28 protein-coding genes and 1 riboswitch are annotated in these 25,921 nt (G+C 68.6%); of the genes, 11 read left to right on the top strand and 17 right to left on the bottom strand.

Features of this window, described 5'->3' with window-relative positions:
- Positions 1–111: 111 nt before the first annotated feature.
- Complete coding sequence (gene efp / locus ACT535_RS18425) at positions 112–681, top strand: elongation factor P (protein ID WP_168457569.1); 570 nt, start codon at positions 112–114, stop codon at positions 679–681.
- 126 nt (positions 682–807) lie between these two features.
- Positions 808–1,254, top strand: coding sequence for a response regulator (locus ACT535_RS18420; RefSeq protein WP_476365753.1), 447 nt, complete (start codon positions 808–810; stop codon positions 1,252–1,254).
- A gap of 17 nt (positions 1,255–1,271) precedes the next feature.
- Here ACT535_RS18420 and grpE read toward each other — a convergent pair whose 3' ends face one another.
- Complete coding sequence (gene grpE, locus ACT535_RS18415) at positions 1,272–1,919, bottom strand: nucleotide exchange factor GrpE (protein WP_476365549.1); 648 nt, start codon at positions 1,917–1,919, stop codon at positions 1,272–1,274.
- A 119-nt stretch (positions 1,920–2,038) separates the two neighbouring features.
- Positions 2,039–3,139 carry a heat-inducible transcriptional repressor HrcA gene (hrcA, locus tag ACT535_RS18410; protein WP_168457571.1) on the bottom strand — a complete coding sequence of 367 codons (1,101 nt, stop codon included), beginning with the start codon at positions 3,137–3,139 and terminating at the stop codon, positions 2,039–2,041.
- A gap of 157 nt (positions 3,140–3,296) precedes the next feature.
- On the opposite strand from hrcA, the gene rph reads away from it, so the two are divergent.
- The 6 genes from rph (at position 3,297) to ACT535_RS18380 (ending at position 7,656) form a co-directional block, all read left to right on the top strand.
- Positions 3,297–4,010 (top strand): ribonuclease PH, encoded by a 714-nt coding sequence (gene rph / locus ACT535_RS18405; protein WP_168457723.1) that lies wholly within the window; start codon positions 3,297–3,299, stop codon positions 4,008–4,010.
- Entirely contained in the window at positions 4,010–4,642 is a 633-nt protein-coding gene (rdgB, locus tag ACT535_RS18400; RefSeq protein ID WP_476365548.1) for an RdgB/HAM1 family non-canonical purine NTP pyrophosphatase, read from the top strand. Before rph ends, rdgB begins: the two co-directional genes overlap by 1 nt.
- Positions 4,643–4,728: 86 nt before the next feature.
- Entirely contained in the window at positions 4,729–5,844 is a 1,116-nt protein-coding gene (gene hemW, locus ACT535_RS18395) for a radical SAM family heme chaperone HemW (protein WP_476365547.1), read from the top strand.
- 86 nt (positions 5,845–5,930) lie between these two features.
- On the top strand, positions 5,931–6,896 hold the full coding sequence (gene sppA, locus ACT535_RS18390; protein WP_476365546.1) for a signal peptide peptidase SppA: 966 nt from the start codon (positions 5,931–5,933) through the stop codon (positions 6,894–6,896).
- A gap of 149 nt (positions 6,897–7,045) precedes the next feature.
- Complete coding sequence (gene ihfB, locus ACT535_RS18385; protein ID WP_024277130.1) at positions 7,046–7,330, top strand: integration host factor subunit beta; 285 nt, start codon at positions 7,046–7,048, stop codon at positions 7,328–7,330.
- 5 nt (positions 7,331–7,335) lie between these two features.
- On the top strand, positions 7,336–7,656 hold the full coding sequence (locus ACT535_RS18380) for a lipopolysaccharide assembly protein LapA domain-containing protein (RefSeq protein ID WP_476365545.1): 321 nt from the start codon (positions 7,336–7,338) through the stop codon (positions 7,654–7,656).
- Positions 7,657–7,731: 75 nt separating this feature from the next.
- Here the strand turns inward: ACT535_RS18380 and ACT535_RS18375 are convergent, their stop codons facing one another.
- Positions 7,732–7,959, bottom strand: coding sequence for a hypothetical protein (locus tag ACT535_RS18375; protein ID WP_168457575.1), 228 nt, complete (start codon positions 7,957–7,959; stop codon positions 7,732–7,734).
- Between the two features lie 120 nt (positions 7,960–8,079).
- On the opposite strand from ACT535_RS18375, the gene ACT535_RS18370 reads away from it, so the two are divergent.
- Complete coding sequence (locus tag ACT535_RS18370; RefSeq protein ID WP_476365544.1) at positions 8,080–8,679, top strand: TetR/AcrR family transcriptional regulator; 600 nt, start codon at positions 8,080–8,082, stop codon at positions 8,677–8,679.
- A 25-nt stretch (positions 8,680–8,704) separates the two neighbouring features.
- Here ACT535_RS18370 and ACT535_RS18365 read toward each other — a convergent pair whose 3' ends face one another.
- A complete protein-coding gene (locus ACT535_RS18365; RefSeq protein WP_476365543.1) occupies positions 8,705–9,673 on the bottom strand; it encodes a transporter substrate-binding domain-containing protein in 969 nt (322 codons plus the stop codon).
- 39 nt (positions 9,674–9,712) lie between these two features.
- On the opposite strand from ACT535_RS18365, the gene ACT535_RS18360 reads away from it, so the two are divergent.
- Positions 9,713–11,725 carry a glycosyltransferase gene (locus tag ACT535_RS18360; RefSeq protein ID WP_476365542.1) on the top strand — a complete coding sequence of 671 codons (2,013 nt, stop codon included), beginning with the start codon at positions 9,713–9,715 and terminating at the stop codon, positions 11,723–11,725.
- Here the strand turns inward: ACT535_RS18360 and ACT535_RS18355 are convergent.
- The 8 genes from ACT535_RS18355 to gcvT all read right to left on the bottom strand — a co-directional run bounded on the left by ACT535_RS18355 (position 11,670) and on the right by gcvT (position 18,094).
- Positions 11,670–12,263: an SCO family protein gene (locus tag ACT535_RS18355; RefSeq protein ID WP_168457578.1), complete on the bottom strand. Its 594-nt coding sequence runs from the start codon at positions 12,261–12,263 to the stop codon at positions 11,670–11,672. The two genes, ACT535_RS18360 and ACT535_RS18355, sit on opposite strands and share 56 nt — an antisense overlap.
- A 31-nt stretch (positions 12,264–12,294) precedes the next feature.
- Positions 12,295–12,513, bottom strand: a complete 219-nt coding sequence (locus tag ACT535_RS18350; RefSeq protein WP_476365541.1) for a hypothetical protein — start codon at positions 12,511–12,513, stop codon at positions 12,295–12,297.
- 95 nt (positions 12,514–12,608) lie between these two features.
- On the bottom strand, positions 12,609–13,049 hold the full coding sequence (locus tag ACT535_RS18345; protein ID WP_168457579.1) for an NUDIX domain-containing protein: 441 nt from the start codon (positions 13,047–13,049) through the stop codon (positions 12,609–12,611).
- A 73-nt stretch (positions 13,050–13,122) separates the two neighbouring features.
- Positions 13,123–14,697, bottom strand: a complete 1,575-nt coding sequence (gene gcvPB / locus ACT535_RS18340) for an aminomethyl-transferring glycine dehydrogenase subunit GcvPB (protein WP_476365540.1) — start codon at positions 14,695–14,697, stop codon at positions 13,123–13,125.
- On the bottom strand, positions 14,697–16,037 hold the full coding sequence (gene gcvPA / locus ACT535_RS18335) for an aminomethyl-transferring glycine dehydrogenase subunit GcvPA (protein ID WP_476365539.1): 1,341 nt from the start codon (positions 16,035–16,037) through the stop codon (positions 14,697–14,699). Before gcvPA ends, gcvPB begins: the two co-directional genes overlap by 1 nt.
- An 18-nt stretch (positions 16,038–16,055) precedes the next feature.
- On the bottom strand, positions 16,056–16,532 hold the full coding sequence (locus tag ACT535_RS18330; protein ID WP_476365538.1) for an OsmC family protein: 477 nt from the start codon (positions 16,530–16,532) through the stop codon (positions 16,056–16,058).
- A gap of 21 nt (positions 16,533–16,553) precedes the next feature.
- Positions 16,554–16,925, bottom strand: a complete 372-nt coding sequence (gcvH, locus tag ACT535_RS18325) for a glycine cleavage system protein GcvH (protein WP_476365537.1) — start codon at positions 16,923–16,925, stop codon at positions 16,554–16,556.
- Positions 16,926–16,927: 2 nt separating this feature from the next.
- Positions 16,928–18,094, bottom strand: coding sequence for a glycine cleavage system aminomethyltransferase GcvT (gene gcvT, locus ACT535_RS18320; RefSeq protein WP_476365536.1), 1,167 nt, complete (start codon positions 18,092–18,094; stop codon positions 16,928–16,930).
- A 197-nt stretch (positions 18,095–18,291) separates the two neighbouring features.
- Positions 18,292–18,394: riboswitch (glycine riboswitch) on the bottom strand.
- 172 nt (positions 18,395–18,566) lie between these two features.
- On the opposite strand from gcvT, the gene ACT535_RS18315 reads away from it, so the two are divergent.
- A complete protein-coding gene (locus ACT535_RS18315; protein WP_476365535.1) occupies positions 18,567–20,243 on the top strand; it encodes a lysine--tRNA ligase in 1,677 nt (558 codons plus the stop codon).
- Between the two features lie 390 nt (positions 20,244–20,633).
- Here the strand turns inward: ACT535_RS18315 and ACT535_RS18310 are convergent, their stop codons facing one another.
- The 5 genes from ACT535_RS18310 to radA all read right to left on the bottom strand — a co-directional run bounded on the left by ACT535_RS18310 (position 20,634) and on the right by radA (position 25,769).
- Positions 20,634–21,377 carry an SDR family NAD(P)-dependent oxidoreductase gene (locus ACT535_RS18310; RefSeq protein WP_476329422.1) on the bottom strand — a complete coding sequence of 248 codons (744 nt, stop codon included), beginning with the start codon at positions 21,375–21,377 and terminating at the stop codon, positions 20,634–20,636.
- 37 nt (positions 21,378–21,414) lie between these two features.
- Positions 21,415–21,831 (bottom strand): VOC family protein, encoded by a 417-nt coding sequence (locus tag ACT535_RS18305; protein WP_168457587.1) that lies wholly within the window; start codon positions 21,829–21,831, stop codon positions 21,415–21,417.
- Positions 21,832–21,903: 72 nt separating this feature from the next.
- Positions 21,904–23,445, bottom strand: a complete 1,542-nt coding sequence (purF, locus tag ACT535_RS18300) for an amidophosphoribosyltransferase (protein WP_476365752.1) — start codon at positions 23,443–23,445, stop codon at positions 21,904–21,906.
- Positions 23,446–23,594: 149 nt separating this feature from the next.
- Positions 23,595–24,170: a CvpA family protein gene (locus tag ACT535_RS18295; protein ID WP_476365534.1), complete on the bottom strand. Its 576-nt coding sequence runs from the start codon at positions 24,168–24,170 to the stop codon at positions 23,595–23,597.
- A gap of 108 nt (positions 24,171–24,278) precedes the next feature.
- On the bottom strand, positions 24,279–25,769 hold the full coding sequence (gene radA, locus ACT535_RS18290; RefSeq protein ID WP_476365533.1) for a DNA repair protein RadA: 1,491 nt from the start codon (positions 25,767–25,769) through the stop codon (positions 24,279–24,281).
- Positions 25,770–25,921 lie beyond the last annotated feature (152 nt).

The raw sequence follows: 25,921 nt of genomic DNA, 5'->3' as shown, positions 1-25,921 counted from the left end.
GCGTTGCGCGCCATTATCGCTATGGTGCGCGCCGAACCAGCCAGACGGTGCCGCCGTCCCCCGGTTTTCAATCGGCGCGGCCGCCGCGCATCAGGTCAAGGAAGAGACGACGTGGTCAAGGTTATCGCCAGCACCCTGCGCAAGGGCAACGTGGTCGACATCGACGACAAGCTGTACGTGGTGCTCACCGCCGAGAACATCCACCCCGGCAAGGGCACGCCGGTGACGCAGCTCGACATGCGCCGCATCTCCGACGGCGTGAAGATCTCCGAGCGCTATCGCACCACCGAGCAGGTGGAGCGCGCCTTCGTGGAAGATCGCCCGCACACCTTCCTTTACGAGGATTCCGACGGCTACACCTTCATGAACCCGGAAACCTACGATCAGGTGACCGTGCCGAAGGATGTGATGGGCGACCAGTCGGTCTATCTGCAGGAAGGCATGGAATGCATGCTCTCCACCCATAATGGCGTGCCGATCGCTATCGAGCTTCCGGCCCGCGTGGTGCTGGAGATCGTGGACACCGAGCCGACCGTGAAGGGCCAGACGGCCTCCTCCTCTTACAAGCCCGCCAAGCTCTCCAACGGCGTGCGCACCATGGTGCCGCCGCACATCTCGGCCGGTACCCGCGTCGTCATCATGACCGCCGACGCCTCCTACGTGGAACGCGCGAAGGACTGATCGGGGGGCTTCGCGACGAACCGGAAGGGCGGATTCGACCTTCCGGCGTTCGTTCAACGCCTTGCTGCGGCGCGTGGAACTTTTCCCGCGGCCACTGGTTGAACCCGGACATGCCCCTGAGTGGACATGCAGTCAGCCAAGGCGTTGAAGATGATCTTGTCGGGAAGGCGGGTGCTCGTCGTTGAGGATGAGTACCTCGTGGCACTGGGGCTCGACGACAATCTGAGGTCGCTGGGCTACACCGTGGTCGGGCCGGTCGCGAGCCTCGCCGCCGCGGTCGCGGCCGCGACCTCCGAGCGCATCGACGCTGCCATCCTCGACGTGAATCTGGCCGGCGAGCCGGTCTATCCGGCCGCAGCGGTCCTCGCGGAACGTGGCATTCCCTTCATTTTCTGCTCGGGCTACACGGGCAGCGTGCGCATGCCGGCAGAATTCGCCGATGCGCCGCGCGTGGCCAAGCCCTACACCAGCCGTGTCATCGCCGATGCCCTCGCCGACCTGATCGGAGCGAGCGGTGGTCCGGGCGGCGGAGAGCCCGGGAGGCGGCACGTGTCCGCCTCCAACGACATGTAACTTTCAGAAATCGAGCCTCATGCCGCGCCTGCGGCCTTGCTGGGCTCGGCTTTCGGGCCGCCGCGGGCGACACCGACCATCGCCGGGCGCAGAACGCGTTCGCCGATGACGTAGCCCGCTTGGACGACCTGCACCACGGTGCCGGTGGGGACGCTCGGGTCCGGCACCTCGAACATGGCCTGGTGCAGATTGGGGTCGAACTTCTCGCCCTTCGGCTCGATCTTGCGGATGCCGTGCTTTTCCAGTGCCTTCACGAGGCCGCGCTCGGTCAGCTCCAGTCCGTCCAGCAGCGCCTTGAACCCGCCTTCGGCGGTCGCCTTGGCCTCTGCCTCCACCGAACCCAGGGCACGGGCCAGATCGTCCGCCACGTTCAGGACGTCGCGGGCGAATGAGGCGATGCCGTAGGTCTTGGCGTCCTGGATTTCCTTCTCGGCGCGGCGGCGCACATTCTCCGCCTCCGCGAACGCGCGCAGGAACTTGTCCTTGAGGCTGGCGATTTCCGCTTCCAGGCGCGCCTTGTCGCCCGCGGGGTCGCCGAGGGCGGCATCCGCCATGGCACTCGCTTCCGCCTCGGCGGTTGCCTCGTTCACCTGTGGAGTACCCCGCGCGGCGCCGTTTTCGCTTGCGTCGCCGCCGGTCTCGGGCGTGCGCTTCTGCTCGCTCATCCGGTCACTTCCCCTGCCTTGAGATTCGCCCGAGGTCACATGCCGCCGGGCAAAGGCCAATCGTCCCGGCGCATATCGGGGCGATGGGGCGAAAAATCAAGTCGGGGTGATGCCTCCCCTCACGCCGCGTCCGCCCCCGGCGCGCCCAGCACCCGGCTGACGAGGCGGGCGGTAAAGTCCACCATGGGCACGATGCGCCCGTAATTGAGCCGCGTCGGGCCGATGACACCGAGCACTCCCAGCACGCGCCCCTGCCCGTCGCGGTAGGGCGCGACGATGGTGGAGGAGCCGGAAAGCGAGAACAGCCGGTTTTCCGAGCCGATGAAGATGCGCAGCGCCTGCGCCTCCTCCGCTCGGCCGAGCAGCTCGGAGACCTCGCGCTTGGTCTCGAGGTCGTCGAACAGCAGGCGGATGCGCTCCAGATCTTCCAGCGCGCGCAGGTCTTCCAGGAGCTTCGCCTGCCCCCGCACGATGAGGGTGCGTCCACCCGGCTCGTCGCCCGACCAGGAGGCGAGCCCGGCCTCCACCACGCGGGCGGTCAGGGTGTCAAGGTCGCGGTTCAGCTCGGCGAGGAGGCTGTCCATCTCCTGCCGGGCATCGGAGAGGGTGCGGCCGCGGATGCGTGCGTTGAGAAAATTGGTCGCCTCGGTGAGGGCGGAGACGGGCAGGCCGGCCGGCAGGGTCAGCGCCCGGTTTTCCACCTGCCCGTCCTCGGATACGAGGATGACGAGGGCGCGGCCCGGCTCCAGCGGCACGAACTCCACATGCTTCAGGCGGGGGTCGGTCTTGGTGGCGGTGACGACGCCGGCGCCGCGGGCAAGTCCCGAGAGCAAAGCGGACGCCTCCTGCAGCACGCCTTCCACCGTGGTGGTGCGGGCGGCGGCGAGCACCTGCGTCTCGATATTGGCGCGATCGCGCTCGTTGACGTCGCCCACCTCCATCAGCGCATCCACGAAGAAGCGCAGGCCGCGCTCGGTGGGTAGGCGCCCGGCGCTGGTGTGGGGGGCGTAGATGAGCCCGGCCGCTTCCAGGTCCGCCATCACGTTGCGCACAGAGGCGGGGGAGAGCGTCATGGGGATGAGGCGGGCGATGTTGCGCGAGCCCACCGGTTCGCCGGTGGCGAGGTAACTCTCCACGATCTGCCGGAAAATCTCGCGCGAACGCTGGTCGATCTGCGCGAGGCCGCCGGTCGAGAGGGGCAGGAACGGATCGAGCGCCACGGGTTCAGCCTTCGGACATAAGGATTTCGCTGGCTCTAATGTGTCCCTCGCCGGGGCCGGGTTCAAGCGCTCCGCGGGCTCTGTCGCGTCCCTTGCTTTCCTCCCGGCGCGCGGCGCTCTAAAAGGAGCGCCCATGACGCACAAAGAGGTATCCATCATGCGCCCCAGCAAGCGCGCCCCCGACGAGATGCGCGCGGTGTCCTTTGAACGGGGCGTGATGCGCCACGCGGAAGGCTCCTGCCTCGTGAAGTTCGGCGACACCCACGTCCTCGTCTCCGCGACGCTGGAAGAGCGCCTGCCGCCGTGGCTGAAGGGCCAGGGACGCGGCTGGGTGACGGCGGAATATTCCATGCTGCCCCGCGCCACCCATGACCGCACCCGGCGCGAATCCACCACCGGCAAGCAGTCCGGCCGCACCCAGGAAATCCAGCGCCTGATCGGGCGTTCGCTGCGCTCCGTCACCGATCTCGTGGCGATGGGCGAGAAGCAGATCACCATCGATTGCGACGTGCTCCAGGCCGACGGGGGCACCCGCACCGCCTCCATCACCGGCGCCTGGATCGCGCTTTACGACTGCCTGAGCTGGATGAAGTCCCGCTCCATGATCAAGGAGATGCCGCTCAAGCAGCATCTGGCGGCGGTCTCCTGCGGCATCTATGAGGGCACGCCCGTGCTCGACCTCGACTATGCCGAGGATTCGGTCGCCGAGACCGACGCCAATTTCGTCATGACCGGCACCGGCGGCATCGTGGAGATCCAGGGCACGGCGGAAAAGACGCCGTTCACCCAGGACGAACTGCTCTCGTTGCTCTCGCTCGCGCGTTCGGGCGTGGATCAGCTCGTGTCGCTCCAGAAGCTGGCGATCGGCTGATGGCACGCCAGCTCACCGGGCGGCTCGTGGTGGCCACCCACAATCCCGGCAAGCTCATCGAGATGAAGATGCTGCTGGAGCCCCACGGGGTGGAGGCGGTCTCCGCCGGCGAACTCGGCCTGCCCGAGCCGGAGGAGACCGAGACCACCTTCGAGGGCAACGCCCGCCTCAAGGCGGTCGCGGCGGCCAATGCGGCCCAGCTTCCGGCCTTCGCGGACGATTCAGGCCTCGTGATCGACGCGCTCGGCGGCGCGCCGGGCATCCATACCGCCCGCTGGGCCGGTCCGGATCGCGATTTCGAGATGGCCATGGAGAAGGTGGAGGCCGAACTGCAGAAGGTCGGCGCCACCGATCCCGCGCAGCGCCATGCCCGCTTCGTCTCCGCGCTCTGCATCGCCTGGCCGGATGGACATCTGGAAGAGTTCGAGGGCACCGTCGACGGCACCCTCGTGTGGCCGCCGCGCGGCGCCAAGGGCTTCGGCTATGATCCCATGTTCCTCCCCGAGGGCCATGTGAAGACCTTCGCGGAGATGACGGCGGACGAGAAGCACGGCATGCCGCCCAAGGGCTTCGGCCTCTCCCACCGCGCCCGCGCCTTCCTGAAGCTCTCGCAGGCGTGCCTGAAGGGGTGAGCGCGATTTCAAATCAGGCTCCCTCCGCGAACGCTCCCGCGCATTCTCTTCCGGGGGCGGACACGGGCGGTGGCTTCGGCGTCTACGTGCATTGGCCCTTCTGCAAGGCCAAATGCCCCTATTGCGACTTCAACAGCCACGTCCGCCTCGTGCCGCCGGACGAGGCCCGCTACATCGCGGCCTTTCGGCGCGAGATCGCCCACATGCGGGCCCTGTCGGGGCCGCGACGGGCGGAGACGGTCTTCTTCGGCGGCGGGACACCCTCCCTCATGGCCCCCGCCACCGTCGCTGCGATCCTGGAAGCCATCGACGAAGCCTGGCCGCTCACGGCCGATGCCGAGGTGACGCTGGAGGCGAACCCCACCTCCGTGGAGGCGGAGCGGTTTCACGGCTACCGGGCCGCGGGCGTGAACCGGGTCTCGCTCGGCGTGCAGGCGCTTGACGATGCGGACCTTCAGGGCCTTGGGCGAATGCACTCGGTGGCGGAAGCGCTGGCGGCCGTCGCCATCGCGCGGCGCGCCTTCGATCGCGTGTCCTTCGACCTCATCTATGCCCGCCCGCGCCAGACGCCCGAAGCCTGGGCTGCGGAACTGCGGCGCGCGCTCGATGAGGGTTGCGAGCACCTGTCCCTCTACCAGCTCATCATCGAGCCGGGCACGCCGTTCGAACGGCTATACGGTGCCGGCAAGCTCATTCTGCCCGACGATGACCTCTCACGCGCCCTTTGGGACGTGACTCAGGAGGTGACGGCGCAGGCCGGCCTTCCGGCCTACGAGGTCTCCAACCACGCCCGGCCCGGTGCCGAGGCACGGCACAATCTCGTCTACTGGCGCTATGGCACCTATGCGGGCGTCGGCGCCGGCGCCCACGGCCGGCTGGCGTCGGGCGCCGCCCGCCGCGCCACCTTCACCGAGCGGGCGCCGGAGGAGTGGCTGAAGCGTGTGGAGGCTGCCGGGCACGGCATCGTCTCGGACGAGACGCTTTCCGGCTCCGAGCAGGCGGATGAGATGCTACTCATGGGGCTCCGACTTCGGGAAGGCGTCGATCTCGCCCGGCACGCCCGCCTGGGCGGACGCATCGACCGCGATCGTCTCGGGATGCTGGAAGCCGAGGGGCTGGTGTCGCGCGAGGCGGACCGTCTGTGCGTCACCCCCGCTGGCTTTCCGGTTCTCAACGCCGTCATCGCCGCCCTGGCAGACTAAGCTCCCGCGCGGGAGCGCTTGCCAACGCCGCGCCGCCTGCTTAAGTCCGCGTGGGGCTTGGGACTGCCTGCCGAGGAACGCGCGCCATGTCGCTGGATGCCGACCAGATCGTCGAACGTCGCCGCCTCCGGCGAAAGGTCACCTTCTGGCGCGTGCTCGGGGTGCTGGGCGTCGTCGCCGCGGTGGCTGTGGGCGTGTCGGCCCTCGTCGGCCGCGATATTCCCGCCTCCTCGCCTCACGTGGCGCGGATCATGATCGGCGGCATCATCCGCAACGATCGCGAACGGGTCGAGCTTCTGGAGGAGATTGGCCGCTCTCGCGCCAGCGCCGTCATTCTCTCCATCGACAGCCCCGGCGGCACCGTGACCGGCTCCGAGCAATTGTTCGACGCGCTGCGACGCCTCGCCGAGAAGAAGCCGGTGGTCGCTGTCGTGGAGGGTGTCGCTGCCTCGGGCGCCTATATCGCGGCGCTGGGCGCGGACCACATTGTCGCCCGCCGCAATGCGTTGGTCGGCTCGGTGGGCGTCATCTACCAGTTTCCCAACTTCACCGAGCTTCTGAAGACCGTGGGCGTGACCATGGAGGATATCAAATCCTCCCCGCTCAAGGCCTCGCCCAATCCCTATGAGCCGGTGACGCCGGAGGCGCGCGCCGCCGTGGATTCACTGGTGAAGGACAGCTACGCCTGGTTCAAGAATCTCGTGGGCGACCGCCGCAAGCTTTCTGATGCCAAGCTCGCCAACGTCTCCGACGGCCGCGTGTTCACCGGCCATCAGGGCCTCGAGCTCCAGCTCGTGGACGAACTCGGCGACGAGCGCACCGCCCGCGCGTGGCTTGCCCGCGAAAAGGGCGTCAGCGAGGCCCTCAAGGTCCGCACCTGGCGCACCAAGGAGGTCGGCGACGAGTTCGGCTGGCTGCTGGGCGCTGCGCGCGGGGTCGTGAGCGCCCTCGGCTTCCCGCAGGCGGCGGCGCTTCTGACGGATGCGGCGAAAGGCGCGCTGGAGCGCAGTCAACTTGACGGTCTGTTGGCCCTCTGGCACCCTCGGACTTAGGGTTAAGATTGCATTCACAAGCGCTTGGCGGCCTTCCGGCAACATCGAAAACAACACCTGACAACCCTGCCGGACATCCGGCCGCCCACTCCGCCGCAAAGGGCCTTGGCTCACTTTTGGCAGATGCTTTCGAGGGAACTGGGGCCACCATGATCAAGTCCGAGCTTGTCCAGAAGATCGCCGAGGCCAATCCGCATCTCTACCAGAGGGACGTGGAAAACATCGTCAACGCCATCCTGGAGCAGATCGCCTCTGCGCTTGAGCGCGGTGATCGCGTGGAGTTGCGCGGCTTCGGCGCCTTCTCGGTGAAGAAGCGCGATGCGCGCGTCGGCCGCAATCCGCGCACCGGCAAACAGGTGGACGTGAGCGAAAAGACCGTTCCCTATTTCAAGACCGGCAAGGAGATGCGCGAGCGTCTCAACACTGGAAAGTAGGCCCCGTGAGCCGCTTCCTCTCCATCCTCATCGGCCTGCCCCTCGCTATCCTCGCGGTGGCGCTGGCGGTTGCCAACCGCAAGCCGGTCACGCTCTCCCTCGATCCCTTCTCGCCGGACCATCCGGCCGTGTCAGTGACGCTGCCGCTGTTCGCGATCATTTTCGCTGCGGTGATCGTCGGCGTCATTGCCGGCGGGGTGGTCACCTGGGCGCGGCAGGGCCGCTATCGCCGCGAAGCGCGCGCCGCCCGCCGCGAGCACAAGCGGGCCGAGGCCGCCCGCCCGGCGCCGTCGTCTCAGCTCGGACTTCCCGCGCCCCGCCACTGAGCAGCTGTGTTTTTCTGGTCGCCTTGATCGGGTGTCGGAGCCGTCCTGTCATCAGGGCGGCTCTTTCGTTTTGGCTCACGCCTGCGTCCGGTCCGGGCGTGTCAGATGCCGCCGCGCGATCGGGAGCACGAAATGGACCATCCCCAGCACCATCGGTGGCACGGCGAGCAGCGTGGATTCCCATATCGGCCATCCAGCGGTGAGGGGGGAAAGGAGCGTCAGGATGGCATTGATGAGCGCATAGGCGCCGATCATCATCAGGGCCAGGAAGCGCAGGTGGGCCAGGATTGCAGGATTGCTCATGGCAGCAACTCCGGAAGCGGCAGGATCTGAAAGATAGGAACGAAACGGATCGTTCCTATTGATATTGATATATACGACCCGTTTCGTTATGCAAGGGGAAATCTCGGAAGGCGACGCCGCATGCCCGATACCAGTCCCGCCGACCGTCGGCGCTCTTCCATCGGAGCGCGGCGCAATCCCGAAGCGGAGGCCGCCATCCTGACGGCGGCGCGGGCGCTGCTGGCGGAGCGCGGCTATGCCGGCTTTTCCATCGATGAGGTGGCGCGGCGGGCAGGAGCGGGCAAGCCGACGATCTATCGCTGGTGGCCCACCAAGGCTGATCTGCTGGTTGATGTCTATGCGGCGGAAAAGGCGAGCCACATGGCGCTGCCGGACACCGGCGCCCTCTGGAGCGATCTTCTCGCCTACACCCGCGCCCTGTGGGGCTTCTGGCGGGAGACGCCGTCCGGCAGCACCTTCCGCGCGCTCATCGCCGAAGCCCAGACGACCGATGCCGCCCTATCCGCATTGCGCGACAAGTTCTTGCCGGATCGGTTGCGCGACTTGCGCCACATGTTCGAACGCGCAGCGGACCGCGGGGAGATCGCCGCGCAGGAGGTCGATGACCTCCTCGCCCTCTATATCGGCTTCAACTGGCTGCATCTGCTAACCGACCGCCTTGCCGACGATCCGGCGGCCATCGAGCGCACCGCCCGCCTCATCGCCGGCGGTCCGCGATAGGCGGCCTGAACGCCGCGGACGCGGCTCAGTAGAAGCCCACCGGGAACCAGCGCAGGTAGAGGTCCGTATAGACGCCTTTCTCCCAGATGCGCTGCAGGGCGAAGTCCATGGCGTGGCGCAGGGTGTCGTTGCCCTCCTTCACCGCCACGGAGAAGCCGTCGCCGAAGAAGCGGCTTTCGGTGAAGGGGCCGCCCACGAAGCGGCAGCAGGCGGCGCTGTCGGTGCCATTCAGCCAGAGTGCGAGGGTGATGCCATCGCCGAACAGAAGGTCCACCTGCCCGGCCTTCAGCGCCTCCTGCGCCGCCTTGAGGTCGGGATAGGGGCGGATGGCGGCCTCATTGAAGAATGAGCGCAGATAGGCCTCGTGCGCCGTGCGGCTGACCACGGCGACCTTCTTGGAAGCCACCTCCTCGGGCGTTGCCTGCGCCAACGTTTCCTGCTTGCGCCCCACGAAGCGCGCCGGCGTGCCGAGATAGCGTTCGGAGAAGTCCAGCGTCGCCCGGGATGCCGGGGTGGCGACGAGGCCGGCGATCGCCGCTTCCGCGCGGCCCTGATCCACCACGTCCGCCACGTCGGCGAACGCCGCGGTCTGGAAAGAGCAGGTGACGCTGAGTTCCGCGCAGATCGCCCGCGCCAGATCGATGTTGAAGCCGGTCAGGGCGCCGGTGGAATTGATGAAGTTGAAGGGCGGGTAATCGTCCGTCGTGACGAACCGCAATTCCTTCGGGAGCTTGGCGGCGTCCGGCCGCTCCAGCCGCCGTTCGACGTTCCAGAAATTCGGCACCACCACCGGCGTGATGGCGATCTTGTCCGCACGCTCCACCAGCGGCGGAGGGCCACCCTGCGCCGGCCTCGCCTGACCCGCCGGCGGCTGCTGTGCCGCTGCTCCTCCTGCCGTCAGCATGCCAGCAGTCAGCACCAGAGCCCTGAGGCCGGTCCAGCGCGCGCGCGGATGGGCCGCGCGGATGCTCAGGAAAGAGGCTGGTGGAAGCATTGTGGCGAGCTTACCCTAGGGTTGCATGAGGGTTGGGGCATGGTGGGGGATGCCGGTGCCGCCCGCAAGGGGCGGAGCCATGTAAGCCATGATGTGGATGAGGGCCATCGCGACCTTGGGCGCGGGCTGGCCCACGCCCGGGAGGGGGCTGCTGCTGCCGCCCCTTGGTCGTCGGCCGTCCCGCATACCTTGGCTGCCCCCGAGCTTCGTCCCTATCGCGATCACGTGGATGCCGACACATTGCGTGCAGCCCATGCGCGGGCACGGGAAATCGGCGTCGGCGTCGATGAGGTGCTGGTCGCCTCGGGCGCCCTCGATGAGGACGCCGCCACCCATCTCCTCGCCCGCGACCTCGGCCTTTCCGTAGCCGCGCCAAACCTGCCGGACCTCCCGCATGACCCCGCAATGGCGGAGGCCGTGCTGCGCACGGGAACCCTCGTGTGCGGGAGTGGGCGCCCGCATTTCGTGATGGCGGCGCGCGGGCGCATCGTCTGGCGCCTGCGACGGGCGCTGAAGCGGGATGCGGGTCTTGCGTCGCGGGTGGAACTGATCCCGCCCCTGGCGCTCGCCCGGCGCATCGGCGCCGTCTGCGGCCCCCGGTTGGCCGCCGCGGCGACAGAGCGTCTGGTCCGGTCCGATCCGCTCAAATCTGCATCGACGCTGCGGCCCGGCCGCATCGTTGGGCTCGGAACCGCCGCTGTCGGCTTGCCGCTCGCACCCCTTTTGGCGCTGGCGCCGGAGATGACCATTCTCGGCGTTCAGGCGGCTCTTTCGCTCGTCTTCCTGGCCTGGATCGCCCTGCGACTCGCCGGCTGCCTCTATACGCCGCCGGAGGAGCCGCTGCCGGTGCTCGATCCGCGTTCCCTGCCGGTCTATTCGCTGCTGGTGCCGCTCTACGACGAGGCGGCGAGCGTGCCGCGGCTGGTCGCCGCCCTTGAAGCCCTCGACTATCCGCCAGAGAAGCTGGACATCAAGCTCGTGGTGGAAGCTGGTGACCATGCCACCCGCGCCGCTATCGCGGGCATGACCCTGCCGCCGCATATCATGGAGGTGGCGGTCGCGCCGGTCGGTCCGCGCACCAAGCCGAAGGCGCTGGAAGCGGCGCTGCCCTTTGCCCGCGGCAGCATCGTCGCGATCTATGACGCCGAGGACCTGCCGGAGCCGGACCAGTTGCTCCGGGTGGTCGCCGCGTTCCGTACGGGCGGGCGGAAGGTGGGCTGCGTGCAGGCGCGGCTGTGCATCGACAACGGCGGCAACAGCTGGATATCGGCCCAGTTCGCGGCCGAATATGCGGGCCAGTTCGACGTGTTGCTGCCGGTGCTCAGCGCGCTCGGCCTGCCCATTCCGCTCGGTGGCACCTCGAACCATTTCCGCCGCCGCGTGCTCGATCAGGTGGGAGGCTGGGACCCCTACAACGTCACCGAGGACGCCGACCTCGGCATCCGCCTCGCCCGCGCCGGCTGGCAGACATGCGTCATTTCCTCCACCACCTTCGAGGAGGCGCCGGTGACGCGGCGTGCCTGGATCGGCCAGCGCACCCGCTGGCTGAAGGGCTGGGCGCAGACGCTGCTGGTGCATGGCCGCCGGCCACGGGCGCTGGCGCGGGATCTCGGTCTGGGCGGCACGGTCGCGCTGGTGCTGCTCACGGCGGGCCCCTATGCGGCGGCGCTGGTGCATCCGCTGTGCCTCGCCTTGTTCATCGCCGACCTCGTCGGCGGCGTCGTCGGTCTGCCCTGCACCTACATGGCGGAGGTGATGACGAGCGCGCTCACCTACACCACTCTCGTGGCCGGTTATGCCGGTGCGGCCGTGACCATGATGGTCGGGCTCGGCCGGCGGGGCATGAGGCCCGGCTGGGGCACGATCGCGATGATTCCGATCTACTGGCTGCTGCTGTCGCTGGCGGCGTGGCGGGCGGTGGTCGAGCTGATCCGCCGGCCCTACCACTGGCAGAAGACCGAGCACGGCGCCGCGCGACGGGGCGCCGTGGGAGGGCTCAGAAGTAGCGCTTCAGCTCCGCCGCAGCCTCGGCCGGAGGCCGCTTGGAGTTGAATGGCGCGACGAAATTGCCGTCCTTGTCCATGAGATAGACCACGGCGGTGTGGTCCATGGTGTAGTCGCCGTCCTTCAGCGGAACCTTGCGCGAATAGACGCGGAACTCGCGCTTGATCTGCTCGGTCGCCTCCGGCGTTCCGGACAGGCCGACGATCTGCGGCGAGAAGCTGGAAACATAGGATTTGAGCACGTCCGGCGTGTCCCGCTCGGGGTCCACGGAGACGAAGAAGGCCTGTGCCTTGCCCGCATCAGGACCCAAGGCGTTGAAGATTTCCGACATCTCGAACAGCGCGGTCGGGCACACGTCCGGGCAATGGGTGAACCCGAAAAAGATGAGCGTGGGCTTGCCCTTGAGGGCGGCTTCGGTGATCGGCCGGCCGTTCTGGTCAGTCAGGCTGAAGGGCCCTCCCACCGCCGCCTGGCCCGTCACCTTCGGCGGCGGCTCCGGCAGGAACAGGGTGACGGCTGTGACGAGGATGAGGGCGCCCGCGGCGAAGGCCGAGAAAAGGGCAAGGATCTTCGTGCGTGGCGACATGATTTCAAGGCCTTGGGGGCAATCGCGGGGCTCAGAGGCAGCCGGAGAAGCCGGCGCTCAGCAGATCGAAGAACACGGCCGCGCCGTAGCGCGCCCACAGCAGCAGTCCCCCCGCGCAGAGCGCCGCCAGGACCACCGCAAGGCCGAGGACACCAGCGCGCCCGAGCCCCCGCCGCGCCGCAGCGGTGTCGTCGGCATGCGCTGCAAGCCGTTGCGAAACCTCGGTTTCCTGGGACAGGGTGACGGACATGGCGCGCCGGCTGGGATGAAACTTCAGGCGCCACGATAGCGCGGGCGGCGGTATTTATCCAATCCGCGCCGGTCAATCGCCCGTGACAGGGCGCCTCACCAGCGGTCGGACGGGGGAGCGCCCCGCCATTCGGCGATCCGACGCAGGGTGGCGGGGGTGGTATCGTCGGGCAAGGCGTCGGGCGGGAAGAAGTCGGCGGCGACGATTTCGAGGTTCCGCTCCGGCCGGGGACCGATGGTCAACCGGGCCGCGCGGTAGAGGACGACGTGATCCCGCCCCCCGACCAAAGGATTGAAATAACAGCCGGAAACCGTCAGGGGTCCCTCGGCCTCCACGTTCGCCTCCTCGCGCAATTCGCGCCGCGCGGCCTGTTCCGCGGTCTCGCCCAGATCCACCCCGCCGCCGGGAAAATGCCAGCCGGACACATAGGTGTGTCGGACCAAAAGGAGCCGGCCGGCCTCGTCGGTGGCCAGTACCCGGACACCGAGGGTCATGCCGTGGCGCATCCGGCGCAGGAAAGAGAGGGCGGACAACATCGGTCGAGCATAGCCCCTCCTGACAGGGGGGAAAGGGTGGTTCACACCACCCTGTCAGGCGCGTTCACACCCCCTATTCGGCGGCGTTCGGGAGCGGTTCAGGCCGAACCCACCGCAAAACCGGCGCGCGGGCGGCGCGGGTCTCGTCCAGACGGCGACGGGGGGCATAATGGGGGGCGCCGAGGAAGCGCTCCTTCTCCCCCGCCTTGGCGGCCATGGCGAGGTCGCGCAGGGCACCGAGGAAGAGGTCGAGGGAGGCCTTCGATTCGCTCTCCGTCGGCTCGATCAGCATCGCCCCGTGGACCACCAGCGGGAAGTAGACCGTCATGGGATGGTAGCCCTCGTCGATCAGTGCCTTGGCGACGTCCAGGGTGGAGAGGCCGGTGCCCGCCAGCCACGCATCGTCGAACAGGGCCTCGTGCATGGCCGGGCGCTCGGCGAAGGGGGCGCTCATCACGTCCATCAGGCAGGCGCGGACATAGTTGGCGGAGAGGACGGCATCCTCGGAGGCCTGCCGCATGCCGTCCGCCCCATGGGAGAGCATCCACGACAACGCGCGGACGAACATGCCCATCTGGCCGTGGAAGGCGCTCATGCGGCCGAGAGCCTGCTCGGCGCCCGCCGACCCTTCATCCTCCACCAGCACCAGCCCATCGGCGGTGGCGACCAGCGCCGGCACCGGGGCGAAGGGGGCGAGGGCCTGAGAGAGCACTACCGGGCCGGCGCCGGGGCCGCCGCCGCCGTGGGGGGTGGAGAAGGTCTTGTGGAGGTTGATGTGCATGGCATCGACCCCGAGGTCGGCGATGCGCACCTTGCCGAGGATGGCGTTGAAATTGGCGCCGTCCGAATAGAAATAGGCGCCAGCCTCATGCACCGCCGCCGCAATCGCCACCACGTCCCGCTCGAACAGGCCGCAGGTGTTGGGATTGGTGAGCATGAGGGCCGCCACCTCCGGCCCCAGCGCGGCCTTCACCGCCTCCGGGTCCACCGTGCCGTCCGGCCGGGCGGGGATGGAGCGCACCTCATAGCCGATGAGGGCGGCCGTGGCGGGGTTGGTGCCGTGGGCGCTCTCCGGCACCAGCACCACATGGCGATCGCCATTGCCGTGGGCTTCGTGGGCGGCCTTGATGGCCATCATGCCGCACAGCTCGCCATGGGCGCCCGCCTTGGGCGTGAGCGCCACGGCTTTCATGCCGGTAAGCTCCAGCAGGTAGCGCGACAGCTCCGCCATCAGCTCCAGCGCGCCGGGCACGGTGGAGAGGGGCTGGAGCGGGTGGATGTCGGCAAAGCCCGCCAGCCGCGCCATCTTCTCGTTGAGGCGCGGGTTGTGCTTCATGGTGCAGGAGCCGAGCGGAAACAGCCCGCTGTCGATGCCATAGTTCATGCGCGAGAGGCGCACGTAATGGCGCATGGCCTCGGGCTCGGAGAGGCCCGGCAGTTCCAGCGGCGCATTGCGCGCGTGGGTGCCGAGCCGGTCCTTGAAGGGGGCGAGCTCGGGAATGTCCACGCCCGTCACTTCGGTGCGGCCGATCTCGAAGATCAGGCCTTCCTCAAGGTCGAGCCCCCGGTTGCCGGTGAAGGTGACGGGACCCGCGCTGGTGCCCCCGACGATGTGCGGCGTCGTCGCGCCACGGCCTTCGCGGTTCATCACAGCACCTCCTTGAGGGCCGCGGCATAGGCGGCGCGATCGTCTTCTGTCGTCGTCTCGGTGGCGGCGACGAGGATGAGGTCGTCGAGGCCTGATTTCGGGGCGAGGCGGGAATAGGGGACGCCGCCGAGGATGCCCTTTGCAGCCAGCTTCTCCACCACGTCCGAAGCGTTGCCCGGCACGCGCAGGGTGAATTCGTTGAAGAAGGTGTCGTTGAGCACGCTCACCCCCGGCACGGCGGCGAGCCGGTCCGCGAGGTCGCAGGCGGCGGCGTGGTTGGCCCGCGCCAGCCGCACGAGCCCGGTCTGCCCGAGTAGGCTCATATGGATGGTGAAGGCCAGCGCGCAGAGGCCCGAATTGGTGCAGATGTTGGAGGTCGCCTTCTCGCGGCGGATGTGCTGCTCGCGGGTGGAGAGGGTGAGCACGAAGCCGCGCCGGCCTTCCGCATCCACCGTCTCGCCGGCGAGGCGCCCCGGCATCTGCCGCACATACTTCTGCCGCGTGGCGAAGAGGCCCACATAGGGGCCGCCGAAGTTGAGCGCATTGCCGATGGACTGGCCTTCGCCCGCCACGATGTCGGCGCCCTGGGCGCCGGGCGGCTCGATGAGGCCGAGGCTGACCGCCTCGGTGAACACGGCGATGAGCAGGGCGCCGGCCTTGTGGGCGGCCTCGGCGATGGGCTTCAGATCCAAGATGTTGCCGAACACGTCCGGCGACTGGACGACGACGCAGGAGCAGCCGGCATCGATGGCGGCGATGATGTCTTCCCCGCCCGTTGGCACGGGGGCCAGCGCCACCACCTCGTCGGCGGCATAGTGCGAGACCGTCTCGATGGTCGCGCGATAGTGCGGGTGCAGGTTGCCGGCCAGCAGCGCCTTGCGGCGCTTGGTGACGCGGTGGGCCATCAGCACCGCCTCGGCGGCGGCGGTGGAGCCGTCATACATGGAGGCGTTGGCCACCTCCATGCCGGTCAGCTCGGCCACCTGCGTCTGGAACTCGAAGAGATATTGCAGGGTGCCCTGCGCGATCTCCGGCTGGTAGGGCGTGTAGGAGGTGAGGAATTCCGAGCGTTGGATCAGGTGGTCCACGCTCGCCGGCACGTGGTGGCGATAGGCCCCGGCGCCAACGAAGAAGGGCACCGACCCGGCCGGCACGTTCTTCGCCGCAAGGCGGGAGAGCGCGCGCTCCACCTCCAGCTCGCTCTTGTGGAGCGCAAGGCGCGGCAGCTCATGCTCGCGCTGGGCGGCGGGAATGTCGGCGAACAGGTCGTCAACGGACGAAACGCCGATGCGCGCGAGCATCTCGGCGCGGTCGTCGGCGGTGAGGGGAAGATAGCGCATGATGCCGCCGGTCCCGTTTCAGGCGATGGTGAAGCTCGGGGTGATGACCACCTCCGAGCGCAGGGAATTGGCCACGAAGCATTCGTCGTGGGCCTTGTCGTGCAAGGCCGCCACGTCTTCGGTGGTGGGCGTTTTGTCACCCGAGAAGACGATGGCGGGGTTGAGCGCGATGCGGGAAATCCAGGTCTTGCCCCGCTCGGTCTTGCCGAACGCGGCCATCACCTTGTCCTCGTAGACGTCGATGCAGAAGCCGCCCCGGCGGGCGAAATCCAGCACGAACAGCATGTGGCAGGCGGAGAGGGAGGCGGCCAGCGCCTCCTCCGGGTCCACCGCATCGGCCTTCGACAAGGGCAGGCGGACCACCGCAGGCGAAGACGAGCCGGGCACGGTCAGCCCGTCGAACATCCATTGGTGCGCGCGGGGATAGCGCCCGTCGGTGAAGACGGCGTCGCCGCGCTCCCAGCGGACGGTGGCAATGGGGGTGTCGTCGCTCATGGTGTCCGCCTCCCGGCGCGCTCAGAGGGTGTCGAGGAAGGCCTTGTAGGCGGCCTCGTCCATCAGCTCGGACACTTCGGCGGGGTTGGAGAGCTTCAGCTTCAGGAACCAGCCCTTGCCCTCGGCATCCTCGTTCACGAGGCCGGGGGCGCCTTCCAGCTCGGAATTCACCTCCACCACCTCGCCGGAGATGGGGGCATAGACCTCGCTCGCGGCCTTCACGCTCTCGACGACGGCGGCTTCCTTGCCCTTCTCCACCGCCTTGCCGATCTCGGGAAGCTCCACGAACACCACGTCGCCGAGCTGGCCCTGGGCGTAGTCGGAGATGCCGACCACCGCCACGTCGCCGTCGATGCGGACGTATTCGTGGTCCTTGGTGTAGCGCACACTCATGGTCAGCCCCCGGTTTTCTGCTTGCGCGCGTAGCGCGTGGGTACGAAGGGAAGGGCGGTGACGACGGCGGGCAGGGCCTTGCCGCGCACCAGAATGTCGAGGCGCGTGCCGGGCGCGGCGAGCGCGGGCGGCACATAGCCCATGGCGATGGGCGCCTGCAGCGTCGGGGCGAAGCCGCCCGAGGTGACGCGGCCGACGACTTCTCCATTGGAGGCGATCTCCGCGCCCTCGCGGGCGGGGGCGCGGCCCTCCAGCCTCAGGCCCACGCGCACGCGGGCGGGGCCTTCCGCCAACTCGCGCTGCACGCGCTCGGCGCCGGGAAAGCCGCCCTCAAGCCGCCGCCGCTTCTGGATGGACCAGTTGAGCGCCGCCTCAATGGGGGAGGTGGAGAGATCGATGTCGTGGCCATAGAGGCAGAGGCCGGCTTCCAGCCTGAGACTGTCCCGGGCACCGAGGCCGATGGCCTTCACCTCCGGCTCGGCCAGCAGCGCCGCCCAGAGGGCGGGGGCATCTTCCGCCGCGACGGAAATCTCGTAGCCGTCCTCACCGGTATAGCCGGAGCGGGAGACCTCCACCGGAACGCCGTCGAAGGCGAGGGGGAGGGCGGTCATGAAGTCGAGGTCCGCCGCCTCGGGGCAATGGCGGGCCATCACCGTCGCGGCTTCTGGCCCTTGCAGGGCGAGGAGGGCCCGCTCGGGGCGCTGCACCAGCTTCACGGTGTCGGGCAGGTGGGCTTCGATGTGGGCGAAGTCGTCACCCTTGCAGGCGGCATTGACCACGAGGATCAGCGTGCCGTCAGCGGCGGGGTCCGCCGGGCGGGTGGCCATGAAGTCGTCGCGGATGCCGCCGTCTTCGGCGGTCAATTGCGAATAGCGCTGCTTGCCGGGCGCAAGGTTCACGAAATCCGCCGGGGCGAGGGCTTCCAGCGCCTGCGCGGTGGTCTCGTGGTCCGGGCCGACGAGGAGCGCCTGTCCCATGTGGGAGACGTCGAACAGGCCGGCGTGGGTGCGGGTCCAATTGTGCTCCGCGAGGATGCCCTCGGGATACTGGACCGGCATGAGATAGCCCGCGAACGGCACCATGCGGGCACCGAGGGCGCCATGGGCGGCGCAGAGCGGGGTTTCGAGCAGAGGCTCGGTGTCGGAATGCGAATCAGGGGATGAGGCCAAGAGGGACTCCCGGACGAACAGCGCCAATTTCCGGGCCTGCCGAACCCCCGTTCCCGGTGGTCCTGCGCGGCCCGCGCGGCGCCCCCTCTGTCTGCCGACCTGAGAGATTTCACCGCGCCTCGTGGAAGGGCACGGCTTACTCCTTCGGTGAGCCCCGCCGCGCCTTAAAGGCTTGGCCGGACTGCTTTCCAGAGTTTCGTCCCCCTGCGGCCCTTTTTGCCTGAGCGGTTCCGGGGCGGTTGCGCCTTCGGCGCCGGCACGCCTCCCCATGAGGCCGCCGGTCTCTCCCGCAGGGATCGTCCGATGTCTTGCGCTCCTTTTGCCCTTTTCGCCGGGGCATCCGGAACGCGGCTGCAGCATAGGCGTTTGCCGCCCGGCGTCAACGCAAGAGCCGGCGAGGGTAGGGAAGGCGCCCCGCGTTGACGCCGGGCGGCTGCATTCCTAAGTTCGCGCTCCTTTTCCGGAGCCTGTCATGTCCTCGTCCGAAGCCTCGCCTGCGCCCGTCGATCCCACCCAGCTCGCCGCCGAGCTGAAGGCGGTCGCGGAAACGGCCAACGCCTGGCCGTTCGAGGAAGCGCGCAAGCTGGTGGAGCGGCTGAAGAAGCGGCCCAAGGACGAGGTGCTGTTCGAGACCGGCTACGGCCCCTCGGGCCTGCCGCACATCGGCACCTTCGGCGAGGTGGCGCGCACCACCATGGTGCGCCACGCGTTCCGCATCCTCACCGAAGACAAGGTGAAGACGCGCCTCCTGTGCTTCTCCGACGACATGGACGGGATGCGCAAGATCCCCGAGAACGTGCCGGACCCGGTGGCGCTGCGCCCCTATCTCCAGATGCCGCTCACCAAGGTGCCGAACCCCTTCGGCGGCGACTATCCGAGCTTTGGCGCGCACAACAACGCCATGCTCCGGCGCTTCCTCGACACCTTCGGCTTCGACTACGAATTCGCCAGCGCCACCGAATACTATTTTTCCGGCAAGCTCGACGCGGTGCTGCTGAAGGCCGCCGAGAAGTATGACGAGATCATGGCCGTCATGCTGCCCACGCTGGGCGAGGAGCGGCAGGCGACCTATTCGCCCTTCCTTCCCATTTCGCCCACTTCGGGCCGCGTGCTCTACGTGCCGCTGAAGAATGTGGACGCCAAGGCCGGCACCATCACCTTCGACGATGAGGACGGCACGGAGACCACGCTGCCCGTCACCGGCGGCAAGGTGAAGCTGCAGTGGAAGCCGGATTTCGGCGCCCGCTGGGCCGCGCTCGACGTCGATTTCGAGATGTTCGGCAAGGATCACCAGACCAACGCGCCGATCTACGACAAGATCTGCCAGATCCTCGGCGGCACCGCGCCGGAGCATTTCGTCTATGAGCTGTTCCTGGACGAGAAGGGCCAGAAGATCTCCAAGTCGAAGGGCAATGGTCTCACCATCGACGAGTGGCTGACCTATGCGAGCCCGGAGAGCCTGGCGCTCTACATGTTCCAGTCGCCCCGCTCGGCGAAGAAGCTGCACTTCGACGTGATCCCGAAGGCGGTTGACGAGTATTTCAACTTCCTCGCCCGCTATTCCCAGCAGGACTGGAAGCTCCGCTTCGGCAACCCGGTCTATCACATCCATGCCGGCAACCCGCCGGACGTGGACATGCCGGTGTCGTTCACCATGCTCCTCAACCTCGCCTCGGCCTCCAACACGGAGGACGAGAGCGTTCTGTGGGGCTTCCTGAAGCGCCATGTGCCCGGCGTGTCGGACCAGACGCACCCCAAGCTGCACGAGCTGGTGGGCTATGCGGTGCGCTACTTCCATGATTTCGTGAAGCCCAACAAGGTCTTCCGCACCCCCGACGAGGTGGAGCGCGACTCCCTCGCCAAGCTCGACGCGGCGCTGGCCGCGCTGCCGGCCGGCGCGAGCGCGGACGACATCCAGACCGTGCTCTACGACGTGGCGCGCCCCATCCCTCGCTACCAGGACCTCAAGGCCAAGGGCGCCACGCCCGAGCGGCCGGGCGTCTCGGTGGAGTGGTTCAACACGCTCTATCAGGTGCTCCTCGGCCTCGAACGCGGCCCCCGCTTCGGCTCCTTCGTCGCCATCTACGGGGTGGCGGAGACGCGGGAATTGATCCGCAAGGCGCTGGCGGGAGAGCTGGCGGCGGCGTGAGGGGGGAGCGCTTCGACCGCTGGCGGTTTTCCTCCCGCCGTCGCCCTCCGGCTTGACCGGAGGGCCCATGGCGCGGCCGGGCGGGCGCCGCCGGATTCCGCTCCCGTCACGCTGCCATCTGCGCTTTCGGCGGGATGGGTGCTCCGGTCAAGCCGGAGCACGACGGCATTTTTCGGCCGGCATCGCTCGCGCCATCGTCATGGCCGGTCTTGTCCCAACACCGCCGTCGCCCTCCGGCTCGACCGGAGGGCCCATGGCGCGGCTGGGCGCACGCCGCCGGATTTCGCTCCCGTCACGCTGTCATCTGCGCTTTCGGCGCGATGGATGCTCCGGTCAAGCCGGAGCACGACGGCAGTTTGGGCGCGACGACAGCCGCCCCTCCAAGCCCCCCTACGCCGGCATCTGGAAGCTGAGCAGCTTCTTCTGCGGGAAGTCGTAGAGCTTGCCGGTTTCCATGAAGGTGGGCAGGCACAAAGGCAGGATGGCCTCGGCCGCCTCTTCGGGGGCGGGGAGGGTGGATGGGTCTTCGCCGGGGAAGGCCTTGGCGCGCATCAGGGTGCGGATGGGGCCGGGGTTGAAGAGGTTGACCTTCAGATTGCCCGAGACGCTTTCGTCCGCCCAGGTGCGGGCCATCACTTCGAGGCCCGCCTTGGTGATGGCATAGGGCCCCCAATAGGCGCGCGCCTTGCTGGCCGCGCCGGAGGTGACCACCACCGCCCGGCCCGCCGGGGAGAGCTTCAGCAGTGGGTCGAAGGAGCGCACGCAGCGCCAGTTGGCGGTGAGGTTCACCGCGATCGTGTCCTCCCAGTCCTTCGGGAAGACGTGGCCGAGCGGCGAGAGCGGGCCGAGCACGCCGGCATTGGCCACATAGATGTCGAGCCGGCCATAGCGCTCGTAGAGCGCGCCGCCGAGGCGGTCGATGCCCTCGGAATCCTTGAGGTTCAGCGGCACCAGCGTGGCGCTGCCGCCCACGGCGCGGATGGCGTCGTCCACCTCCTGCAGCCCGCCTTCCGAGCGGCCGACGCACACCACATGCGCCCCGGCTTTCGCCAGCGCCACCGCGGTGGCGGCGCCGATGCCGCGGGTGGCGCCGGTGACGAGGGCGATCTTTTCGGCAAGCGGCCGGTCGGTCACGGTCGGATGTCCTTTTCCTTGGGGGCGCGGCGCTGGCTCAGCCCGCGGCCCGGATCTCCACCGAGGGCGCGGAGCGCTCGGCCGGCCCGTGATACACCGCCTCGATGTTGTTGCCATCGGGGTCGAGCACGAAGGCGGCGTAATAATCCGCGTGATAGGGGCGCAGCCCCGGCCCGCCATTGTCCGTGCCGCCGGCGGCGAGTGCCGCCTCATAGAAGCGCTGCACGGTGTCCCGGTCCGGCGCCTGGAAGGCGATGTGGGCGCGGCCGGTGAGGGGCTCACCCACGCTCACGCACAGCTCGTCCGCGAAGAAGAAGCCCTCGGCATCGAGGATCTCCACGCCGAGCACCTCCATCACCGCGCCGTAGAAGCGGCGCGCGGGGGCGATGTCGCGGACGACGAGCTGGATGTGATCGATGAGCCGGCCGCGCTGCCAGCTGTTCATTTCAACCATGCGGCGTCTCCTTCCGTTACGGCAGCTTTATGCTGCCGCTCCGGAGACGCCGCAAGGTGAAGAGGAGTTCCCTCAGCTCGCTTCGGCGAGCAGGGAGAGCTGCTGCTGGCCCACGGCACCGGCCTTGTCCGTGAGGGGGGTGGGATAGTCGCCGGTGAAGCAGTGGTCGGTGAACTGCGGCTTCACCGGGTCGCGCCCCTCGAAGCCCATGGCGCGGTAGACGCCGTCCACCGACAGGAAGGCCAAGGAATCCGCGCCGATGTAGCGGCGCATGCCTTCCAGATCATGGGTGGCGGCGAGCAGCTTGTCCCGGTCTGGCGTGTCGATGCCGTAATAGTCCGGGTGGGTGATGGGCGGGGAGGCGATGCGGAAATGCACCTCCTTGGCGCCGGCATCGCGCATCATCTGCACGATCTTCACCGAGGTGGTGCCGCGCACGAGGCTGTCGTCCACGAGGACGATGCTCTTGCCCTCCACCACCGAACGGTTGGCGGAATGCTTCATGCGCACGCCCTGGTCGCGGATGGATTGGGTGGGCTGGATGAAGGTGCGGCCGACGTAGTGGTTGCGGATGATGCCCAGCTCGTAGGGGATGCCCGAGGTCTGGGAGAAGCCGATGGCGGCCGGCACGCCGGAATCCGGCACGGGGACGATCACGTCCGCATGGGCCGGGCTTTCGGTGGCCAGCACGCGGCCCATGTTCTTGCGCACCTGGTAGACGGAGCGCCCGCCCACCACGGAATCCGGCCGGGCGAAATAGATGTACTCGAAGATGCAGGGGCGCGGCGCCATCTCCGGGAACGGCTTGAAGGACTGCACGCCCTCCTCGTCGATCACGATGACCTCGCCGTTCTCGATGTCGCGCACATAGCGCGCGCCGATGATGTCGAGGGCGCAGGTCTCGGAGGCGAGGATGGGGGAGCCGTCCAGCGAGCCCAGCACCAGCGGGCGGATGCCGAGGGGGTCGCGGGCGCCGATGAGCTTCTTGTTGGTGAGCGCCACCAGCGAATAGGCGCCTTCCAGCGTGCGGATGGCGTCGATGAAGCGGTCCACGAAGCGCGGCTTGCGCGAGCGCGCCACGAGATGGAGGATCACCTCGGTGTCCGTGGTGGACTGGGTGATGGCGCCCTCGCGCACCAGTTGGCGGCGCAGGGTGAGGCCGTTGGTGAGGTTGCCGTTGTGGCCCACGGCGAAGCCGCCCGCGTCCAGCTCGGCGAACAAAGGCTGCACGTTGCGCAGCAGGGTCTCGCCGGTGGTGGAGTAGCGCACATGGCCCACCGCGCTGTCGCCGGGCAGGCGGGCGATGACGGCGGCGTCGGAGAACGCGTCGCCCACAAGGCCGAGGCGGCGCTCGGAGTGGAAGCGGCGGCCGTCATAGGAGACGATGCCGGCGGCTTCCTGTCCGCGATGCTGGAGGGCGTGGAGGCCGATGGCGGTGATGGCCGCGGCCTCGGGGTGGTCGTAGATGCCGAAGACGCCGCATTCCTCGCGGAGGCGGTCGCCGTTCAGGTCGAGATCGAGAGCGGTGCGACCGCCTGCGTGGTCTTCACCGTCTGCGCGGGAAGCGCTTTCACCGCCGGCCACTGAGATCGGCCCGTCACATCCCAAGTCCATCATGCACCCTCCGCGCGGGCCGGTCAGGCAGCGCCGTGCGAGCTTGCGCCGGGCAATCGGAACCGGGAGCACCCATAGCGCGGAAGGCGAATGCCCCCGCGTGAATGCCCCGGCCGACAGGCCGGTCTGTTGCTGCCCCCAAAAAGAACCTAACGCTGTCCCCCCGTCGGGGCGGCCGGGGCGGCAGGCGTGTCACCCTCCTCAGCGGCGGGCGGCTTCTTCAACTTGTTCAAAATGGTGTTTTCAGGGTCATCCGGCAACTGCGCCTTCAGCCACTCCCCCGCTTTCGTGATGGCGGGAAGCGATTTTGCGTTGGCGACCCACGGCGGCTGCTTCTCGGGCGGCACGAGCCAGTTGAAGAACAGGATGGCGATCACCATCAGCAGCAGCCCGCGGGCGAGGCCGAAGGCGAAGCCCAACGTGCGGTCCAGGGCGCCGATTCGGCTGTCGAGCACCAGATCCGAGATGCGCGCGGTGATGATGGAGGCAATGAGCAGCGTGCCGAGGAACAGCAATGCCACCGTCACCGCAAGAGCCGCGGAGTCCTGCGAGATGTATTGCTTCACCACAGGCAGAGCGGACTTGTAGAAATAGACGGTGACGCCGGCTGCGACTGCCCAGGACAGGATGGAGAAGACTTCCCGCAGAAAGCCGCGAACCATCGCCAGGATGCCGGAAATCAGCATCACCGAGAGAACGATAATGTCGAGCAAGGTTATGGGCATCGGCGCATCGATCCGTGATGGGCGCACCGCCGGACGCGCATGCGCGCGACCCGCCCACCCCCGGAGAGCCCAGCCGCGGGGGTGATATAGCTTGCGCGCCCGCCCGCGTCACCTTTCCTCGTCGTCGCCCCAGTCCGCGTGCTGGATGACCCTTTGCGGGGGATTGCGGTCACTGGAGACCCGCGTTTCGCGCATGGCAGTGTCGCGCGTCTCGCGCGGAGCCCGGCGAGGCGCGCTGGCCGCGATGCCGGCCACCAGCTCCGCCAGCGAGGACACGGGCCGCACCGAGACCGGCGGGTCGAGCCCGTCGAGGCCGCCGGAGGGGATAACGGCGCTGCCGAAGCCGAGCTTCGCCGCCTCCTTCAGCCGCGCCTGCGCCTGCGAGACGGGGCGCACCGCCCCCGTGAGGCTCGCCTCGCCGAAATGCACCGCATCCGCCGGCAAGGGCGCGCCGGTGAGGGAGGAGACGAGCGCGGCCGCCACCGCGAGGTCCGCCGCCGGCTCGCCGATCTTCAGCCCGCCCGCCACGTTCAGATAGACGTCGTGCCCGCCGAGCCGCACGCCGCAGCGGGCATCCAGCACCGCCAGCACCATGGAAAGGCGGTTGGGGTCCCACCCCACCACCGCCCGACGGGGGGTGCCCAGCGAGGAGGGGGCGACCAGCGCCTGGATCTCCACCAGCACGGGGCGCGTGCCCTCCATGCCCGCGAACACCGCGGTGCCCGGCGCCCCGGCGTCGCGGTTGGAGAGGAACAGCTCGGAGGGGTTCGCCACCTCGGAGAGGCCGCGCCCGGTCATCTCGAACACGCCGATCTCGTCGGTGGGGCCGAAGCGGTTCTTCTGGGCGCGCAGGATGCGGAACTGGTGGCCGCCGTCGCCCTCGAAGGAGAACACGGCATCCACCATGTGCTCCACCACGCGGGGGCCGGCGATCTGCCCGTCCTTGGTGACGTGGCCGACGAGGATCACGCAGGCCCCCGTCTGCTTGGCGTAGCGCACGAGAAGCTGGGCCGAGGTGCGCACCTGCGTCACCGTTCCCGGCGCACTCTCCACGCTGTCCGACCACATGGTCTGGATGGAATCGATCACGACCATGTGAACGGGCGGCCCGCCGGAGAGCGTGGCGATGATGTTCTCCGCATTGGTCTCGGCCGCGAGCCCCACCTCGGCCTTCTCCAATCCGAGGCGTTGCGCGCGCAGGCGCACTTGATCCACCGCCTCCTCGCCGGAGACGTAGACGACGCGCTGCCCGCGCTGGGCGAGCGCCGCCGACGCCTGCACCAGCAAAGTGGACTTGCCGATGCCGGGATCGCCGCCGATGAGCAGGATGGAGCCGGGCACGAAGCCGCCGCCCGCCACCCGGTCCAGCTCCCCGATGCCGGAGACGAGGCGCGGGGCGGGCTTGGCCGTGCCCTCCAGCTTTTCCAGCACCACCGCGCGGCCCTTGCGGCCGGAGCGCTGGGCGGCCGGGACGCTGGCGGCCACCGCCACCTCTTCCGAAATGGTGTTCCAGCCCCCGCACGCTTCGCACTTGCCCTGCCATCGCGCATAGACCGCGCCGCAGGACTGGCAGATGAAGGACGTGTCGCGGCGGGCCATGAGCATCACCCTCGGCGCGGGACGGCCCGGCCGGGTCTGGAGGCCCGAATCTCGGGCGATGTTCTCCTTATACCCCATTGGCCCCGCGTCATGGGGAGTGGAGCGAATGACCGGCTTGGCCTTCAGGGTTGCGCGTCCCCTGCGGCGCATCT

The sequence above is a fragment of the Xanthobacter sp. DMC12 genome (assembly GCF_056314105.1).
The sequence above is the reverse complement of the archived record's forward strand: the minus strand, read 5'-3'. Positions and strand labels throughout refer to the sequence as shown.